Raw genomic sequence first — 16,867 nt, forward strand, 5'->3', positions numbered from 1 at the left:
CGGCCCTTCCCATCACCCGCCATCAATGGCACGGCGAATGGAACTACACTCTCAAACCCGACAAATCACAATAGCCGCGTGTTGAATACTGACGGGTCCTTAGTCAGCCCTGTGCCATCGGGGACCAGACGATCTGGGACACACCCAGTTCTTCCGACGCCGGCACAACCTCAGCCTCGATGACCCGCCACAGCATGGAGTACTGCGGCTGGTTGGAGATCAGTCGGAAGCCCAATTCCTTGGACAGCGCGTGGCCTTCGCGGAGCTGCTCGGCGGTCCATTCGCTGACGCCGATGTAGAGCGCCTTTCCCTGCCGCACGATGTCTGCGAACGCCTGCATGGTCTCTTCCAGCGGCGTTTCGAAATCATAGCGGTGGGCCTGGTAAAGATCCACGTAGTCCGTCTGGAGCCGGCCGAGCGAGCCGTTGATCGACTCCATGATGTGCTTGCGGGACAGGCCCAGATCGTTTTTGCCCTTGGGCCCGGTGGGACCGTAGACCTTGGTGAAGATTTCCAGCGACTCGCGCCGTTCGCCCTTCAGTGCCTCGCCGAGGACAGTCTCCGCGGCGGTGTTGGCGTAGACGTCCGCGGTGTCAAAGGTGCTGATGCCGGCGTCGAGCGCTGCCCTGACGCACTGGGTGGCGACGCCGTTCTCCACCTGGGAGCCGTGCGTCAGCCAGTTGCCGAACGTGATCTCCGAGATCTTGAAGCCACTGTTACCGAGGTATCTGTATTCCATTTTTGTTCAATACTTTCTATTGTTTGACGTTGCCCATCCACCAGCCGCCGAACCGCGGGATCTCACCTTGAAGTCTCTCCACCCTGTGCACAACCTCGGCGGGACCGCGTCTAGGTTTGAAGACCTTCAGCCCAGAGGTTGATGTCGGACTCAACCGCGAATTCGTCGATCTGTTGAAGCTCATCGTCCGTCAACTCGGCACCCGAAACTGCGGCCAGGTTATCTTCCAGTTGCCGGACGCTGCTGGCGCCGATCAGTGCCGATGTGACCAATATTCCCTTATTCTGCCGGCGCAGCACCCAGGTGATGGCCATTTGAGCGAGGGTCTGACCACGCTGTGCCGCAGTGAAACGGCGGAAAGTTTCAGCCCGCTGCGCCCGACCCTGCGGTACGGCATGGAATCGTAACGGTCATGGTCGGGAAGGTAGATCATGGGACAAGTTTCCTTCGGGTCTTATTCTGCTCTTGGTGTTCGCGTTAGTCGATTTGTCCGTCTGGGCGGCGTTGGCGTTCTCCTCCTGAAACTTGAGATCGCACCCTAGCCTCGCGATTCCTCGCGCTATGGCATCGGCCTTGTTCATCCCAGGAACCCACTCCGCGAAGCGAGATTCGGTCAGATGCCTTCGGTGCTGGCTGACCGCTATCCTCGGCTAGTCGGCGGGGTACCGGATTCCAGTCTGGCGGCGAGCCTCATCCAGCAGGGACATGGTGATCAGCGTTTCAGCCAGCGGCATGGTGGGGCTCTCCGTCAGGCCTTGCTGGACGCAGCGGACCACCTCGCGCAGCTGATAGGTGTAGCCGCGGCCGGCAGGAGTGAACTTCTCCACGCGGGACTCTCCCGAACCCGTGGCGATGGTCAGTTCCGTCGGATTGAACAAGGGTGCATTGCACCGCAACATTCCTTTGGTGCCTGACACTGTGGCTGTCTGTGTGGACACCGTGGTCAGGGACATCATCAGTTGCGCCTGGGCACCCGAGGCGTACTGAAGCGTCATGGCGGTCTCGGCATCGACGCCGTCCCTGTTCCGGTGAGAGGTCGCCGTGAGGCTCTGGGGCTGGCCCAACACGGCCAGCGCCCACGTCAGCAAGTACACGCCGACGTCCATTAATGCACCTCCCCCCTCCTCTCGCCTCCACAGCCGGGCGTCGGGGTGGTACGGCGCCGGGAAGCCTAGGTCCGCCTGCATCCACCTGATCTCACCGAGCTCGCCCGAAGCGATGATATGCGCCGCCCGCTGGATGCTGGGGAGGAACCTGGACCAGACAGCTTCCATGAGGAACAGGCCCTTCTCCCGTGCCAGACTGACCAGCGAGGACGCTTCCCGCGCATTGATGGTCATCGGTTTCTCGCACAGCACGTGCTTGCCGGCCTCGAGCGCCGCTTTGGCCACGGCGTAGTGGCGGGCGTGGGGCGTCGCAATGTAGACCACGTCCACCTCCTGATCCTGAAGCAGGCGCACGTAGCCGGGGACCCCGCCAGCCTCACCGTACGCCCGGCGGAAGCCGTGCCGGGTGGCGAAGGCGTCCGCACCGCCCTGGTTCCGTGAGCTGACAGCCTGCAGGACGGCGTCGGGCAGCAGTGCCAAGTCGCCGACAACTACGGACGCGATCCTGCCCGTAGAAACTACGCCCCAGCGCACTGGATCGCCGGAGGCTCGGAGTGGGTCCAGATCGCTGGTGGCAAGCAGCGGCGTTGTGGCAAGAGCAGGCTCAGTTGCCGGAGTCAATGCGGCCGCTCGCGCTCTTGTAGTTCCGGCTGATGAGCGGCTGGAAGTCCGCCTCCGGTGTGCTGTCCACGCCGACGGGCCATTCCGGGCGCGTACCGGTGAGGGCCCAGGCCGCCTGGACGCCCGCGCCGCGGGCGACGTACTCACCCGGGCTGGGGATCACCACGGGAAGGTCGAAGACCTGCGCTGCAATCTTCTGCACCGCCGGGTTTTGCACTGCGCCGCCGATCAGCAGCAGGCGCCGGGCCGGCACTCCCAGTTCACGCAGCGCATCGATCCCGCCGGACAGTCCACACAGCATGCCTTCGACAGCTGCCCGGGCGATGTTGCTGCGCGTTGACGACGCGATGCTGAGGCCGTGCAGGCTTGCCTTCGCGTCCGGCAGGTTGGGCGTGCGCTCACCCTCAAAATAGGGCACCAGCACCACTCCCCCCGCGCCGGGCTCCGCGTCCAGCGCGAGTCGTGCCAGTCCGTCGAAATCGACGTCCAGTACGTCGGCGATGGAACTAAGGACCCTTGCCGCGTTTAAGGTCACGGCAATGGGAAGGTAGCCGCCGCCTGCGTCGGCGAACCCCGCAACGGTGCCAGTGACGTCCGTGCAAGGATCGGCCGTGACGGCGAACACTGTGCCGCTGGTCCCTACGGACACCACAACATCGCCGGGGCTGATGCCCAGGCCCAGCGCAGCTCCCGCGTTGTCGCCGGCACCGACCCCGATGGCGATTCCACCGTTTGCGGAACCGGCGCCCAGGCCGGGCCCCGACGCGCCCCTGCCGTCGGCGGAGAAGCACGCAGGATGTACCTGCCCCGCCGTAGCTCCGGGGTTAAGGACCCGGGGCAAGACGACGGCGCCGCCCGGCCCTGCAGAGTCCCCCGCTTCACGCGCGTCCCGTCCAAAGGCCAGCTTGAACAGTTCAAAGTCATAGGCGCCCGATTCCGGGCTCCAGTAGCCGGTGCCGCTGGCATCGGACCGGTCGGTGGTCAGCTGCTCAAGGTCAGGGCCCAGAGGACCGGAACCCGAAGGACCAAAACCGCGCAGGCGCCACGTCAGCCAGTCATGCGGCAACGCGACGGCGGCAACCTTGGCCGCGATTTCCGGCTCATGGTCCGTGACCCACCTGACCTTGGTCGAGGTAAAGGACGCCACAGGAACCAGGCCGGTCCGCACGGCGTACTCCTTCGCGCCCACCTCGGCAGTCAGATCTGCCGCCGCGCCGGCAGATCTGGTGTCGTTCCACAACAGTGCCGGGCGCAGAACATTACCCTCTCGGTCCAGAAGCACCATTCCGTGCTGCTGGCCCGCGATGGAGAGGGCGCTGACGTCCCCCAGTCCGCCGGCGTCGTCAATGGCCTCAGCCAATGCCTGCCACCAATGGTCCGGATGGACCTCGGTGCCGTCCGGATGGCCGGCGCGGCCTTCACGGACGGGAGCACCGGTGTCGGCATCCAGGATGAGAACCTTGCAGCTTTGAGTCGACGAATCCACCCCGGCAACCTGTGTCATGGGATCAGCGGGCGCCGAGCAGGTGCTCGATGAAGAGCTGCTGGAGCTTCACGAAACCGAAGCCCTTGCCGCCGAAGTAAGCGTCGGCGTCGAACTCCTCGTAAGCGGACCTGTCCGCAAGCAGCCGCTCGTAACCTTCGCCCGGATTGAGGGTGGGCTCATTAATTTCGGAAACCCGGGAAGCCTCAAGTGCCGCCTGCACCTCGGGATCTGCACGGAAGGCCTTGGCGCGCTCCTTCAGCAGCAGGTAGGTCTGCATGTTAGCCGCGGCGGAGTCCCACACGCCGTTGATGTCTTCGGTCCGGCTGGGCTTGTAGTCGAAGTGCCGGGGACCGTCATAGGCGGGGCCGCCGTTTGGGCCGCCGTTTTCCAGCAGGTCAACGAGGGAGAAGGCGTTCTGCAGGTCGCCGTGACCGAACACGAGGTCCTGGTCGAACTTGATGCTCCGCTGGCCATTGAGGTCGATGTGGAACAGCTTGCCCTGGTACAGCGCCTGGGCGACGCCGTGGGTGAAGTTCAGGCCCGCCATCTGCTCATGGCCGGTTTCGGGGTTGATGCCGACGAGCTCCGGGCGCTCCAGCGTTTCAATGAACGCAAGCGCGTGGCCAAGGGTCGGCAGGAGAATGTCGCCACGGGGTTCGTTGGGCTTGGGCTCGATGGCGAACCGGATGTTGTAGCCCTTGTCCGTGACGTAGTCGCCGAGCAGGTTCACGGCTTCGCGGTAACGCTCGAGGGCGCCGCGGATGTCCTTCGCGGCGTCGTACTCACTGCCTTCGCGCCCGCCCCACATGACGAACGTTTCGGCACCCAGCTCGGCTGCAAGGTCGATGTTCTCCAAGACCTTGCGCAGGGCGAAGCGGCGTACGCCGCGGTCGTTGCTGGTGAAGCCGCCGTCCTTGAAGACAGGGTGGCTGAACAGGTTGGTGGTGACCATCGGGACAACCATGCCGGTGGATTTCAGGGCACCAGTCAGACGGTCAATTTCCCGCTGACGCTCTGCCGCCGAGCACCCGAAGGGGAACAGATCGTTATCGTGAAAGGTCAGTCCGTAGGCGCCGAGGTCGCTGAGCCGATTGACGGCCTCGACGGTATCCAGCGGCGGACGGGTCGCGGACCCGAACTGGTCCTGGGCCTCCCAGCCCACGGTCCAGAGACCGAAGGAAAATTTATCTTCACGCGTGGGCTGAATCGCCATTGAAATGCTCCGATGGTAGGTGGCTGGCACTTGGGGGCAGGAACGCCTCCAAGCACCCCGAGTTAATATGTTTCGATAACAAACATATTCGTTATTTTTGTGATGTCAAGCACCGCCGCCCCGCCGACCCTGTTTGCAGTCTCCCCCACAGCGTAACGTCTCCATGGCGCCCATCCGCTTCGGCTGTTATGTTAGGCAGTACACCAAATTGCGCCGTGACGGCCGAAACGAAGGAGGACAGCCCCGATGGATCAGCTCGTGACAGAACGTAACTGGGCCGGCAACCACACCTACCGCGCTCCAGTGATCGCCCATCCGTCCACCCTGCAGGAACTGCAGGAGCTGGTCGCCGATGCAGACCATGTACGGGCGCTGGGATCCCGCCATTCGTTCAACGACATCGCGGACACCGCGGGAACGCTGGCGGTCCTCGACCGTCTGGACGGGACCATCAGTGTGGACCCTTCGAACATGACAGTTACGGTCAGCGGCGGAACGCGTTACGGGACTCTGGCCGCTGAACTTCACCAGCACGGCTTTGCGCTGCACAACCTGGCTTCCCTACCTCATATTTCGGTTGCTGGGGCCGTAGCAACGGCAACCCATGGCTCGGGGGATGCCAACGGCAATTTGGCCACCGCTGTCGCAGGCCTGGAGATGATCACCGCTGACGGCAGCGTCTTCTCTGCCCGCCGCGGGGACACCTACTTCGAGGGCATGGTTGTGGGACTGGGAGCCCTGGGCATCGTCACCCGCCTGACACTGGATATCGAACCCACATTCCAGGTCAGCCAAAGGGTCTACGAGGGCCTCGACTGGAATCAGATCCTGGAGAACTTCGATGAGGTAACGTCCTCCGCGTACAGCGTGAGCCTGTTCACCGACTGGACTGGACCGACAGTGCAGCAGGCCTGGCTCAAGAGCCGCGCCGAGGATCAGCGGCACGGAGGCGGCACATCCGGATTCTTCGGGGCGGGACCCGCGGCCGAGGCAAGGCATCCACTTCCCGGCGTATCCGGCAGCAACTGCACGCAACAGCTCGGCGTACCGGGCCCCTGGGCCGACAGGTTGGCCCACTTCCGGATGGAATTCACCCCAAGCAAGGGAGATGAGCTGCAAAGTGAATACCTGATCCCGCGCGAGCATGCCACGGACGCCCTCCGCACCATGAGGAAGCTCTCGGACGTCGTCACCCCTCTGCTGCTCATCGGCGAAATCCGCACAGTCGCGGCAGACCAGCTCTGGCTGAGCCCGAACTACGGCCGGGACGGCATCGGCCTGCACTTCACGTGGCGCCAGGACCAGCCCGCCGTCACGGCCGTGCTTCCGCTGCTCGAAGCGGAGCTCGCCCCCTTCGCCGCCCGGCCCCACTGGGGGAAGCTGTTCGATGCCCGTGCCGCCGCCATTAGGCCAATGTATCCGCGCTTAGGCGACTTCATTGCCCTGGCGGAGGGCCTGGATCCCACCGGCAAGTTCCGCAACAGCTTCCTACACCGCACGGTATTCGGCAACTGATAGTGTCTCGATGATGCCCTCCCTGATCCGCCCGTCTGCCACATCCACGTTTTCGACCGTTTCGGCGCCGACGCCGTCGTACAGCGAAGCGGATCCTTCGAGGCGGAACAACCTTGCCCTGATCACGTCTCTTGTCCATCACCACGGGGTCCTCAGCAGGGCGCAACTGACCAGGATGACCGGATTGAATCGGTCAACCGTGGGAGCCCTGATCGGCCAGCTCGGTGCCTTGGGGCACGTCTATGAGACCCCGCCCTCCGGCGGAGCCCAAGTAGGCAGGCCCAGCCCCGAGGTGCACCCGAGCCCCTCCACAGCCGCCCTCGCCGTCAATCCCGAGATCGACGCCGTGACCATCGGACTTGTGAGCCTTGGAGGCAAAGTTCAAAAGAAGATTCGCTTCGCCACGGACCGGATTCCCACAGCCAGAGAGGCCGTTAACATCGCCGCAGCCGTCATCGAGGGCATGCGCACCGAGCTTGACGCGTCCTACCGGATAACGGGGATTGGGGTGGCCGTGCCCGGGCTGGTCAACCAGGCCGACGGCGTCGTCCGGCATGCCCCGCATCTGGGTTGGCACGATGAACCGGTTGCCAGCATGCTCAGTCAGGCATCCGGCTACCCCTGTCAGGCCGCCAACGACGCTTCCTTGGCGGCAGAGGCTGAGCTCATCTTCGGCGCCGGCGCCGGGCGGGAAAACCTGATTTATCTCAACGGCGGTGCCAGTGGCGTCGGCGGCGGCGTGATCTCCAACGGCGCACTGCTGCGCGGCGCCTCCGGCTACGCCGGGGAACTTGGCCACACCTTCGTCCGGACAGCCGGGAGCACCTGCCACTGCGGCGCCACCGGATGCCTGGAAACCGAAGTCTCGCAGTCACGGCTCTTCGAACTCGCGGGCCTGTCCGGCGGCGACGCATCCCAACTGGAAGAGGCCCTCCGAAACAGCAGTAGCACTGCAGTGACAGAAGAAGTGGTGCGGCAACTGGACTACCTCGGGATAGCCTTGCGTAACGCTGTCAACACCTTCAACCCCGAAGCGATCGTGCTCGATGGATTTCTCGGTGTCCTGCACACCCTCTGCCCCGGCGCATTGGAGAACCAGCTGCTGACCCAGGCCCTGGACGGGCCAGCCAGCCAGGTAAGTATCTACCGGGCAGAACTGGGCACGGACCTGATGATGATCGGGGCTGCCGAGCTGGCCTTCACACAGTTTCTGGCAAACCCTGCCGGCCTCGGCACCCTTCCTGTTCCCAGCAAACAGAAAGCCTGACAAATTCCCGGCAGGGCGCCTCCCGGATGATCAGCGGAACAGCCAACACGCGGTAAAACAAGGTGGCCGCCGGTCTCCGACCGTATCGCCGCACACCGTGAGTCCCGGCATCCAGGTGCTGCTCCAGTCTTCCATCGATCTGCGACGTCCGTGTTCAACGGCCGGCAATGTCGTCGCCGTTAACGACCTTGGCCGTGGACCCTGGGTGTCGGATCATCGAGGACCCGATCCGTCCGGCGAACGCGGCGCATTCCACCTTCTCAACAAAGCCGAGCATGCTATTTCTGGCCCCACCGAGGAATCAGCCGCGGCGGGCGGGCTTGTCGAAGCGCCACCCCTCAGATTTGAGTTCCGGGATGATTTGGTCGACTGCTTCCACCGTCTGGCTCCGGTTACCGCCGCCGTCATGCATGAGGACAACTCCTCCGGGAATGGTGCCTTCCTTCAGGCGGCGAACCAGCTCGGGCGTTCCCGGCGGTTCCCAGTCGCCGATCGCCGGAGACCAGCCAGTGGCATGCACGCTCAAGCACTTCGTAGGCTACTCGGCCTCCAAAGCGGGCCGGAACCTGGCCCCCGTTTCGGTGGGTGCCCGCGCGAGCTGGCAGATGTCCTGCTTCGCCCCTTCGAGATGGCCGTCCGGGAATCCGGAGTCCGCTCCGTTATGCATGCCTACACGGATATGGACGGGGTCCCCACCGCTGCCGACGCATCACTGCTCACCGAGCTCCTGCGCAACACTTGGGGATTCAGCGGTACGGTCGTGGCCGACGACTTCGGCGTTGCCTTCCTGAAGAACCTGCATGGCGTCACCGGATCCCTGGGGGAAGCCGCAGCAGCCGCCCTGACCGCTGGTGTCGACGTCGAACTTCACACCGTGCACGCCTTCGGCGAGCACCTCATCACCGAAATCGAAGCCGGCCGCCTCCCTGTCAGCATGGTGGACCTCGCCCTCCACCGGGTGCTTGTACAAAAAATCGAACTGGGTCTGCTGGATCCGGACTGGTCAGCAGTTCCCGCTGCCCTGCAGAACGCGGACCAGCAGGACACCGCCGGGCTGGAGGGCAGCATCACCCTGGACACCGAAGCAAACAGGAAGCTCGCCGCCCGGATTGCCGAAGAATCCATCGTCCTGGCCAGCAACAACGGCATCCTGCCGCTGCACCATCCGGGACGCATCGCCGTCGTGGGACCCAACGCGGACACTGCCCAGGCGTTCCTTGGCTGCTACTCCTTCCCGGCACACGTCGGCGGGCAGCACCCGGGCGTCCCGGTCGGAATCGAACTGCCCACAGTAGCCCAGGCCCTGCGCGCTGAATTCCCAGACAGCCGTATCAGCGTAACCGCCGCTGCTCCATTGACGGCGCCTCCACTGAGGGATTCGACGGTGCCGTTGCCGCCGCCTCCGAGGCCGACGTGGTCATCGCTGTCGTGGGCGACCGCGCCGGGCTCTTCGGACGGGGAACCAGCGGTGAAGGCTGCGACGCGGAATCCCTGGTGCTTCCGGGAGTCCAGCAGCAACTGCTGGACCGGCTGATCCAAACCGGCGTACCGGTGGTGGTGGTGCTCCTCACCGTCCGCCCCTACGCCGTGGGATCCGCCGTCGAGGACGCCGCCGCGATCGTGCAGGGCTTCTTCCCCGGCGAGGAGGGGGGCCCAGCCGTCGCGGGGATCCTCAGCGGCCGCATCAACCCCAGCGGACGACTGCGGGTGAGCATTCCCGCCAAGCCCGGTGCGCAGCCCTCGACATACCTCGCGTCCCGTCTTGCCAAGGCCAGCGGTGTCTCCAACATCGATCCTTCCGCTGCCTACCCCTTCGGCTATGGCCTCAGCTACACCACCTTCGAATGGAGCGGCCTGGTGCTGGACGGTCCCTCAACGGTGGCGGTGGATGGCACAGGGAAGGCGAGCACAGTGCCCGCCGTCGAACCGGTCAGCTTGGACATGGACAGCGTGACCGGGAATGTCACCGTCGAGGAAGTCCGCAAGAACATTGATACGGGTTTAGCCGACGAAACCCAACGCTGACAACGGTTCGGAGGGGCCCTAACAACCAGCCTAGCCATTCGTGTGTCAAGCTGCAGGTTTCGGTATCTTTTGGTAACAAATTCCGCAGCACTAGACGCAAGCCCGCCTGACCCATGTGAAGACGGGTGCTGCGGTGAGCCATAAGACCTTTGGAATGTCATCCCTTTACAGCGCCGGCGTGGGAGGGGCTGTGGACTTGCGGACAATCAACTGGGTGGCAAGTTCGACCCGGTGGGAATCCAGCACTTCCCCCCGCGCCTGGCGCAACAGTGTCCGCAGCGCTGCACGCCCCATCTCCTCCAGCGGCTGAGCTACGGAGCTTAGCGCCGGGACCGATTCCTCGCCTTGGTTCGTCCCGTCAAAGCCGATAAGACTAATGTCTTCGGGGACCCTGACACCGTGACGGCCTGCTTCGCCGAGAACACCCAATGCGATGCTGTCGCTTCCGGCAAAGATAGCTGTGGGGCGCTGGTCAAGTTTGAGCAGCGCCTGGAGCCCGGCAACCCCGCTCTCCCAGCGGAACCTGCCGCCGGAAATGATGTACTGAGCGTCCACCGGAACGCCCTGAGCCGTAAGAGCGGCCATATAGCCGTGCAGTCGCGCCTGGTTGCATTCAGCCCTCTCTATGCCGCCTATATAGGCGATGCGCCGATGACCCAGCTCCAGCAAATATTCTGTTGCGGACTTGCCTCCGGCCCAGTTGGTGGCTCCTACGCTGATCACATCTGCTGAGGGCGGGTTGAGCGGGTCGATGACGACGACGGGAATATTGCGGCGCCTAAACGCATGAAGTTGCGCTTCACTGAAAGCAGACGTCACCACAATCATTCCTGCTCTGCCCTCGTCCAGCATGCGCTGGGCGCGGCGCTCCGGGCTGCGCCTGCTGGACGATTCCGGACCGGTGACGCTGACCAAAATCTCAACGTCGGCGCCCGCCGCGAACTGCAGTATCCCATTCAGGACCTCAATGGTGTACGCGGAGTCAAGTACGTCGATGACCACCTCAACGACAGTCCCGGCGTCCGCGGCAGAACGGCGCTGCAGGGGAGACTGGTACCCGGCTTGCTCCAGTGCCGCTAATATGCGGGCGCGGGTCTCCGGCGCTACATCTTCACGGCCGTTTACCACCTTCGAGACGGTCGGCGCTGAGACACCGGCTTGCAGCGCCACGGTTGCCAGCGTCGGTTTTGCACGCTCCGGCATCTTTGTTGCCATAATGTTTGCGACCTTTCGAAATATTTCGTGAGTTTCATTCTTCAGAATAAGGGCGCCGTGGTCAAGGGCAGGAACCTTCGCGGGCAAAAAAGTCCTGTATTACTCTTGACGTCTGCCCGTGTCGGCCTCTACTTTAGACCGTGACCTAAACCACTCTTTCGAAATATTTCGAAAGCTGTACTCAGAGCTCACGCCCCAAACATTTGCAAAGAAGCAATTTCAGATGGAGAAGCAATGAAGCAATCCCAGACCTCCCGCCGCTCTTTCCTCGCCCTCGCTGCCCTCACTCCCTTCGCCGCCATGACGGCCACTGCATGCGGGACGTCGGGACCGGGTACCTCCAGTGCTGGCGGCGGCGGCGGCAGCATGTGGTACCTGTCCGGTGAGCCGAACCAGACCACCATGCAGAAGGCCGTGGACGCCTTCAGTTCGGCGAACCCTGACAGCAAGATCACGGCCACGTACTTCCAGAACGACGCATACAAAACCAAGATCAAAACGGCCATCGGCGCCGGCCAGGCCCCCACCATCATCTACGGCTGGGGCGGCGGCACCCTGAAGACATACGCCGAGGCTAACCAGGTAGACGACCTGACCAGCTGGTTTGACGAGAACCAGGACCTGAAGAAAAAGTTCTTCCCCGCCTCATTCGGCGCAGCCACCGTCAACGGGAAGATCTACGCGCTGCCCAACCAGTACGTCGCCCCGATCGTACTGTTCTACAACAAGGAAGTGTTCGATAAGGCCGGCGTCCAGCCGCCGAAGACCTGGGACGACGTCATGTCTCTGGTCAAAACCTTCAACGACATGGGCGTGGCTCCCTTTTCACTCGGCGGACAGTCGCGCTGGACCTCCATGATGTGGCTTGAATACCTGCTCGACCGCATCGGAGGCGCCGAGGTATTCACTGCCATCTTCCAAGGCAAGCCCAATGCCTGGATGGATCCCGCCGTGATCGAGACCGGCACTAAGATCCAGGAGCTCGTCTCGGCGGAAGGCTTCATCAAGGGTTTCTCCTCCATCGCTGCAGACTCCAACGCGGACCAGGCTCTTCTGTTCACGGGCAAGGCAGCCATGATGCTGCACGGTTCCTGGACTTATGGCGCCATGAAAAAGGGCGGCCAGAACTTCGTCCAGGAGGGGAAGCTGGGCTTCGTCCAGTTCCCGACCGTTGCCGGCGGTAAGGGCGACCCAAAGAACGGGGTGGGAAACCCTGCCCAGTACATGTCGATCTCCTCCAAGGCCACAGATAAGGAAAAGGATTCGGCGAAGAAATTCTTCAAAGACGGCATCCTGACCGAAACGGTCATTGCCACGTACATCAATTCCGGATCCGTCCCCATTGTTAACGGCATCGAAGACAAGCTCAACACGTCTCCGGACAAGGACTTCCTGAATTTCGTCTACGATCTGGCCAAGAACGCCCCGAACTTCCAGCAGTCGTGGGACCAGGCACTGAGCCCCACCGCCGCGGAAGCCCTGCTGAACAACATCGACCAGCTGTTCTTGAAGTCGATTACGCCCCAGCAGTTCGCCCAGAACATGAATGCCACCCTCGGAAAATGAGTAACGCCGTCTCCACCGCTCGAAAGACTGCCGTCCCGGGCAGGACTGACGGGGGGCAAAGCGGGCAGCGTAATGCTGCACTCGCGTGGCTGACAGTGCCCGCTTTGTTCTTCTTCCTGGCGTTCGCCGTCGTGCCGCTGGTCGGTGTCCTCATCCTGAGCTTCAGCAGCTGGGACGGCATCGGTGCCATCGGGTCAGCGGGCTTGGGCAACTGGTTCTCGGTGCTCGCGGACCCGGGGCTGTACAGCTCCCTGGGACTGACATTCCTGATCATGATCGCCTCCTGGCTGGTCCAGACGCCAATCAGCCTCCTTTTGGGTGTCTTCACCGCAGGAAGCCAGCGCTACCGGGCCGCCCTAGCAGTGCTGTACTTCCTGCCTTTGCTGCTCTCATCGGCAGCAGTCGCCATCGCCTTCAAGGCCTTGCTGGATCCGAACTTCGGCCTGGCCACGGGCCTGGGACTGCCTTTCCTGGCCCAGGACTGGCTGGGAGTCCCGCATCTGGCCGTGGGTCTGGTGATCTTTGTGATCGCCTGGCAGTTCGTGCCGTTCCACACGCTCATTTACCAAGGCGGCGTGCGCCAGATTCCCAAATCACTTTACGAAGCAGCCGAAATCGACGGGGCGGGAACAATCAAGAAGTTCTTCCACATCACCCTGCCCCAGTTGAAATACACCATCATCACATCGTCCACGTTGATGGTCGTAGGGTCGCTGACGTACTTCGACCTGATCTTCGTCCTCACCGGCGGCGGGCCGGGTAACTCCACCCGGATCCTGGCCCTGGACATGTACCTGCGGGGTTTCCGGGCGAACCTTATGGGCCCGGCAAGCGTCGTCGCCGTTATTCTCGTACTCATCGGCCTTGCTCTTGCCTTGTTCCTCCAGCGCCTTGGAGGCAAGGACAAGCAGGGCAGCCAATTGGAAGGTATGTAAGGTGAGCACCGTCCTGAAAAGCAGCACGGAGGAAACTCCCACCGGCGCCCCGGCCAACTCCGCCGCCGTCAAGCGGGGGTTCGGTTCCCGGATGAGGCGGCTGAATGTCCCTGCGGGCCTCGGCGGCTGGATCTGGCTCGCCATCATCATCGTCCCGGTCTATTACGTGGTCATCACCAGCCTGAAGACGCAGGCAGGCTACTTCGGGCAGAACCCACTGGCACTTCCCACCTCGCCCACCCTCGAAAACTACCAGCTGGTTCTTGAAGCAGACTTCGCGAAGTACTTCATGAACAGCACGATCGTCACACTCGGTGCCGTCATCCCAACGGTGCTTATATCCTTCATGGCCGCCTTCGCCATTGTTCGGGGCAGGGGCAGGTTCCTCAAGCTGGTCAACGGCATGTTCCTGATGGGACTGGCGATCCCGCTCCAGGCGACGATCATCCCGATCTACCTGATGATCATCCGGCTCAACCTGTACGACAGCCTGCTCGCGCTCATGCTTCCATCCATTGCTTTTGCCATCCCGTTGACGGTACTGATTCTGTCCAACTTCATCCGTGATGTGCCGAACGAATTGTTCGAGTCGATGCGGCTGGACGGCTGCAGTGAATGGCAGACCATGTGGCGCCTGGCCTTGCCACTGACCCGCCCTGCGATCGTGACTGTCGCCATCTATAACGGACTGCACGTCTGGAACGGATTCCTGCTCCCGCTGATCCTTACCCAGAGCCCCGGGCTGCGCGTCCTTCCCCTGGCTTTGTGGACATTCCAGGGCGAGTACAGCGTCAACATCCCGGCCGTGCTCGCATCGGTGGTGCTCAGCACCTTGCCAATCCTCGTGATCTATATTGTTGGCCGCCGCCAACTGCTCAGCGGTCTGACCGCCGGTTTCAGCAAATAGGACCAGGATCCTACGAAAGGACATTTTCATGACCATCGCAAAGCCCCTGCGGGTCGGCATGGTCGGCTACGCCTTCATGGGTGCAGCCCACTCCCACGCCTGGCGGACAGCACCACGGTTTTTTGATTTGCCGCTGCAGCCCCAGCTCACCGCTGTTGCAGGCCGGAACGCCGACGCTGCTAAGGCAGCAGCGGACAAGCTGGGCTGGGAATCGGTTGAGACGGACTGGCGCCGTCTGGTCGAGCGTGACGACATCGACCTGATCGACATCTGCACCCCCGGCGACACCCATGCCGAGATTGCGATCGCCGCGCTTGAGGCCGGCAAGCATGTGTTGTGCGAGAAGCCGCTGGCGAACTCCGTGGAGGAAGCGGAGCGGATGACTCTCGCGGCGGAGGCTGCGGCCAAGCAGGGCATCATCTCGATGTGCGGCTTCACCTACCGCCGGACACCCGCCCTGGCGCTGGCCAAACGGTTCGTGGAGCAGGGCAGGCTCGGTGACCTCAGGCACGTCCGGGCGCAGTACCTGCAGGACTGGCTCTCGGACGCCACCGCTCCCATGACCTGGCGGCTGGACAAGAGCAAGTCCGGGTCCGGTTCCCTCGGCGACATCGGAGCACACAGCATCGACGCAGCCCAGTGGGTCACCGGCCAAAGCATCACCGGCGTCTCGGCGCTACTGGAAACTTTCGTCCCGGAACGCCCGCTGGCAGGTGACCTCGTCGGCTTGGGCGGCCACGGCGACCTCAGCAGCGAGGCACCGCGCGGGACGGTCACCGTGGATGACGCCGCCGTCTTCAGCGCAAAATTCGACGGCGGCCCCATCGGGGTGTTCGAAGCGACGCGTTACGCGCTGGGCAGGAAGAACGCCATGCGCCTGGAAATCAACGGCACCAAGGGCTCCCTCGCCTTTGATTTCGAGGACATGAACGTTCTGTCCTTTTACGACGCCGCCGAGTCTCCCGACGCCGGTTTCCGCCGGATTTTCGTCACCGAGCCGGAGCACCCGTACGTCGGCAACTGGTGGCCCACCGGCCACGGCCTGGGCTACGAACATGGCTTCACGCACCAGGTGGTGGACCTCGTAACCGCCATCGGTGAAGGCCGCCAGCCGGAGCCGTCCTTTGCCGACGCCCTGCAGGTTCAGCGTGTCCTCGCGGCCGTGGAGTCCAGTGCCGCGAACTCCAGCCAGTGGCAAAAAGTCTGAGCAACGCCTCACAGCTTCAGCACAACCAAGGAACCCCAATGACACGACCAATCACGCTTTTTACCGGCCAATGGGCCGACCTGCCCTTTGAGGAGGTGGCCCGGCTTGCCGGTGAGTGGGGCTTTGACGGGCTCGAGATCGCCTGCTGGGGTGACCACTTGGACCCCCTCCGCGCGGCGGAGGACGACAACTACCTCCAAAGCCGGCTGGACATCCTGGAGAAGAACAACCTGAAAGTCTTCGCCATCGCCAACCACCTCACCGGCCAGGCCGTGTGCGACGACCCCATCGATGAACGCCACCAGGGCATCCTATCCGCGGAAATCTGGGGCGACGGCAAACCAGAAGGAGTCCGCCTCAGGGCCGCAGAATCGATGAAGGACACCGCGCGGGCGGCTGCCCGCCTCGGGGTGAAGACCGTGACAGGGTTCACCGGCTCATCCATCTGGAAGGCCGTGGCCATGTTCCCGCCCGCCTCCGAGGCAATGATCGACGCCGGCTACCAGGACTTCGCGAACCGCTGGAACCCGATCCTGGACGTCTTTGACGAGGTGGACGTCCGTTTCGCCCTGGAGGTCCACCCATCCGAGATCGCCTACGACTACTGGACCGCCAAGCGGACGCTCGAGGCCATCGGGCACCGCCAGAGCTTCGGGCTGAACTTCGACCCGTCCCACTTCATCTGGCAGGACCTGGACCCGGTGATGTTCCTGCAAGACTTCGCAGAACACATCCTCCACGTCCACGTGAAGGAATCCGTCCGCCAGCTTGACGGCCGCAACGGGCGCCTCGGCTCCCACCTGGCCTGGGCCGATCCCCGGCGCGGCTGGGACTTCGTCACTGCAGGGCACGGCGACGTGCAGTGGAACCGGATCTTCCGGACCCTGAACGCCATCGGCTACGACGGCCCCACCAGCATCGAATGGGAGGACGCCGGCATGGACCGGCTGATCGGCGCGCCGCAGGCGCTGGCCATGGTCAAGGAACTTGCCCGGATCGCCCCGCCCGCAGCCGCCTTCGACGCCGCCTTCGCGAGCCGCTGACCCGACTCTTTCCCGGTCCCAG

At 63.4% G+C, this 16,867-nt stretch carries 16 protein-coding genes and 2 pseudogenes; 9 read left to right on the forward strand and 9 right to left on the reverse strand.

Annotated elements, in window-relative coordinates; genetic code table 11:
* Positions 1-106: 106 nt before the first annotated feature.
* The 5 genes and pseudogenes from ACX80M_RS17345 to xylA form a co-directional block, all read right to left on the reverse strand.
* A pseudogene (locus tag ACX80M_RS17345) lies at positions 107-739 on the reverse strand (aldo/keto reductase); the annotation flags it as partial.
* A 110-nt stretch (positions 740-849) separates the two neighbouring features.
* Positions 850-1,095: pseudogene (locus ACX80M_RS17350) on the reverse strand (aldo/keto reductase); the annotation flags it as partial.
* 294 nt (positions 1,096-1,389) lie between these two features.
* Complete coding sequence (locus ACX80M_RS17355) at positions 1,390-2,466, reverse strand: Gfo/Idh/MocA family protein (protein ID WP_459310038.1); 1,077 nt, start codon at positions 2,464-2,466, stop codon at positions 1,390-1,392.
* Complete coding sequence (locus ACX80M_RS17360) at positions 2,450-3,970, reverse strand: xylulokinase (RefSeq protein ID WP_459310039.1); 1,521 nt, start codon at positions 3,968-3,970, stop codon at positions 2,450-2,452. The genes ACX80M_RS17355 and ACX80M_RS17360 overlap by 17 nt, the downstream gene beginning before the upstream one ends.
* 4 nt (positions 3,971-3,974) lie before the next feature.
* Positions 3,975-5,165, reverse strand: a complete 1,191-nt coding sequence (gene xylA, locus ACX80M_RS17365) for a xylose isomerase (RefSeq protein ID WP_459310040.1) — start codon at positions 5,163-5,165, stop codon at positions 3,975-3,977.
* A 258-nt stretch (positions 5,166-5,423) separates the two neighbouring features.
* On the opposite strand from xylA, the gene ACX80M_RS17370 reads away from it, so the two are divergent.
* Positions 5,424-6,680: an FAD-binding protein gene (locus ACX80M_RS17370; protein WP_459310041.1), complete on the forward strand. Its 1,257-nt coding sequence runs from the start codon at positions 5,424-5,426 to the stop codon at positions 6,678-6,680.
* Here ACX80M_RS17370 and ACX80M_RS17375 read toward each other — a convergent pair.
* Positions 6,654-6,806, reverse strand: coding sequence for a hypothetical protein (locus ACX80M_RS17375; protein ID WP_459310042.1), 153 nt, complete (start codon positions 6,804-6,806; stop codon positions 6,654-6,656). The genes ACX80M_RS17370 and ACX80M_RS17375 overlap by 27 nt on opposite strands.
* Positions 6,807-6,855: 49 nt before the next feature.
* Here ACX80M_RS17375 and ACX80M_RS17380 point away from each other — a divergent pair, with 49 nt between their 5' ends.
* Positions 6,856-7,947 (forward strand): ROK family protein, encoded by a 1,092-nt coding sequence (locus ACX80M_RS17380; RefSeq protein ID WP_459310043.1) that lies wholly within the window; start codon positions 6,856-6,858, stop codon positions 7,945-7,947.
* Positions 7,948-8,101: 154 nt separating this feature from the next.
* On the opposite strand, the gene ACX80M_RS17385 is transcribed toward ACX80M_RS17380, so the two are convergent.
* Positions 8,102-8,224: a hypothetical protein gene (locus tag ACX80M_RS17385; protein ID WP_459310044.1), complete on the reverse strand. Its 123-nt coding sequence runs from the start codon at positions 8,222-8,224 to the stop codon at positions 8,102-8,104.
* Positions 8,225-8,248: 24 nt separating this feature from the next.
* Positions 8,249-8,473, reverse strand: a complete 225-nt coding sequence (locus ACX80M_RS17390; RefSeq protein WP_459310045.1) for a hypothetical protein — start codon at positions 8,471-8,473, stop codon at positions 8,249-8,251.
* Between the two features lie 102 nt (positions 8,474-8,575).
* On the opposite strand from ACX80M_RS17390, the gene ACX80M_RS17395 reads away from it, so the two are divergent.
* Both ACX80M_RS17395 and ACX80M_RS17400 read left to right on the forward strand, forming a co-directional pair.
* Positions 8,576-9,481 carry a glycoside hydrolase family 3 N-terminal domain-containing protein gene (locus ACX80M_RS17395; protein WP_459310046.1) on the forward strand — a complete coding sequence of 302 codons (906 nt, stop codon included), beginning with the start codon at positions 8,576-8,578 and terminating at the stop codon, positions 9,479-9,481.
* A complete protein-coding gene (locus tag ACX80M_RS17400; protein WP_459310080.1) occupies positions 9,376-9,972 on the forward strand; it encodes a glycoside hydrolase family 3 protein in 597 nt (198 codons plus the stop codon). Before ACX80M_RS17395 ends, ACX80M_RS17400 begins: the two co-directional genes overlap by 106 nt.
* Before the next feature lie 165 nt (positions 9,973-10,137).
* Here ACX80M_RS17400 and ACX80M_RS17405 read toward each other — a convergent pair whose 3' ends face one another.
* The gene (locus tag ACX80M_RS17405; RefSeq protein ID WP_459310081.1) at positions 10,138-11,187 is read right to left on the reverse strand and encodes a LacI family DNA-binding transcriptional regulator; all 1,050 of its coding nucleotides are present in this window, start codon (positions 11,185-11,187) and stop codon (positions 10,138-10,140) included.
* A 234-nt stretch (positions 11,188-11,421) separates the two neighbouring features.
* Between ACX80M_RS17405 and ACX80M_RS17410 the strand changes: the two genes are divergently transcribed.
* From ACX80M_RS17410 to ACX80M_RS17430, 5 genes are read left to right on the forward strand one after another with little or no spacing between them, the layout of a single operon-like run.
* On the forward strand, positions 11,422-12,753 hold the full coding sequence (locus ACX80M_RS17410) for an extracellular solute-binding protein (RefSeq protein WP_459310047.1): 1,332 nt from the start codon (positions 11,422-11,424) through the stop codon (positions 12,751-12,753).
* Positions 12,750-13,688 carry a carbohydrate ABC transporter permease gene (locus ACX80M_RS17415; protein ID WP_459310048.1) on the forward strand — a complete coding sequence of 313 codons (939 nt, stop codon included), beginning with the start codon at positions 12,750-12,752 and terminating at the stop codon, positions 13,686-13,688. Before ACX80M_RS17410 ends, ACX80M_RS17415 begins: the two co-directional genes overlap by 4 nt.
* A 1-nt stretch (position 13,689) precedes the next feature.
* Positions 13,690-14,595, forward strand: coding sequence for a carbohydrate ABC transporter permease (locus ACX80M_RS17420; RefSeq protein ID WP_459310049.1), 906 nt, complete (start codon positions 13,690-13,692; stop codon positions 14,593-14,595).
* A gap of 28 nt (positions 14,596-14,623) precedes the next feature.
* Positions 14,624-15,802 carry a Gfo/Idh/MocA family protein gene (locus ACX80M_RS17425; RefSeq protein ID WP_459310050.1) on the forward strand — a complete coding sequence of 393 codons (1,179 nt, stop codon included), beginning with the start codon at positions 14,624-14,626 and terminating at the stop codon, positions 15,800-15,802.
* A 38-nt stretch (positions 15,803-15,840) separates the two neighbouring features.
* Entirely contained in the window at positions 15,841-16,845 is a 1,005-nt protein-coding gene (locus ACX80M_RS17430) for a sugar phosphate isomerase/epimerase family protein (protein ID WP_459310051.1), read from the forward strand.
* Positions 16,846-16,867 lie beyond the last annotated feature (22 nt).

The sequence above is a fragment of the Pseudarthrobacter sp. MDT1-22 genome, from assembly GCF_054511035.1.

Coding starts and splice junctions, on each gene's coding strand:
- ACX80M_RS17415 (WP_459310048.1), top strand. CDS start 12,750: ATGAGTAACGCCGTCTCCACCGCTCGAAAGACTGCCGTCCCGGGCAGG.
- ACX80M_RS17360 (WP_459310039.1), bottom strand. CDS start 3,970: ATGACACAGGTTGCCGGGGTGGATTCGTCGACTCAAAGCTGCAAGGTT.
- xylA (WP_459310040.1), bottom strand. CDS start 5,165: ATGGCGATTCAGCCCACGCGTGAAGATAAATTTTCCTTCGGTCTCTGG.
- ACX80M_RS17395 (WP_459310046.1), top strand. CDS start 8,576: ATGGCCGTCCGGGAATCCGGAGTCCGCTCCGTTATGCATGCCTACACG.
- ACX80M_RS17385 (WP_459310044.1), bottom strand. CDS start 8,224: ATGCTCGGCTTTGTTGAGAAGGTGGAATGCGCCGCGTTCGCCGGACGG.
- ACX80M_RS17425 (WP_459310050.1), top strand. CDS start 14,624: ATGACCATCGCAAAGCCCCTGCGGGTCGGCATGGTCGGCTACGCCTTC.
- ACX80M_RS17380 (WP_459310043.1), top strand. CDS start 6,856: ATGACCGGATTGAATCGGTCAACCGTGGGAGCCCTGATCGGCCAGCTC.
- ACX80M_RS17405 (WP_459310081.1), bottom strand. CDS start 11,187: ATGGCAACAAAGATGCCGGAGCGTGCAAAACCGACGCTGGCAACCGTG.
- ACX80M_RS17410 (WP_459310047.1), top strand. CDS start 11,422: ATGAAGCAATCCCAGACCTCCCGCCGCTCTTTCCTCGCCCTCGCTGCC.
- ACX80M_RS17430 (WP_459310051.1), top strand. CDS start 15,841: ATGACACGACCAATCACGCTTTTTACCGGCCAATGGGCCGACCTGCCC.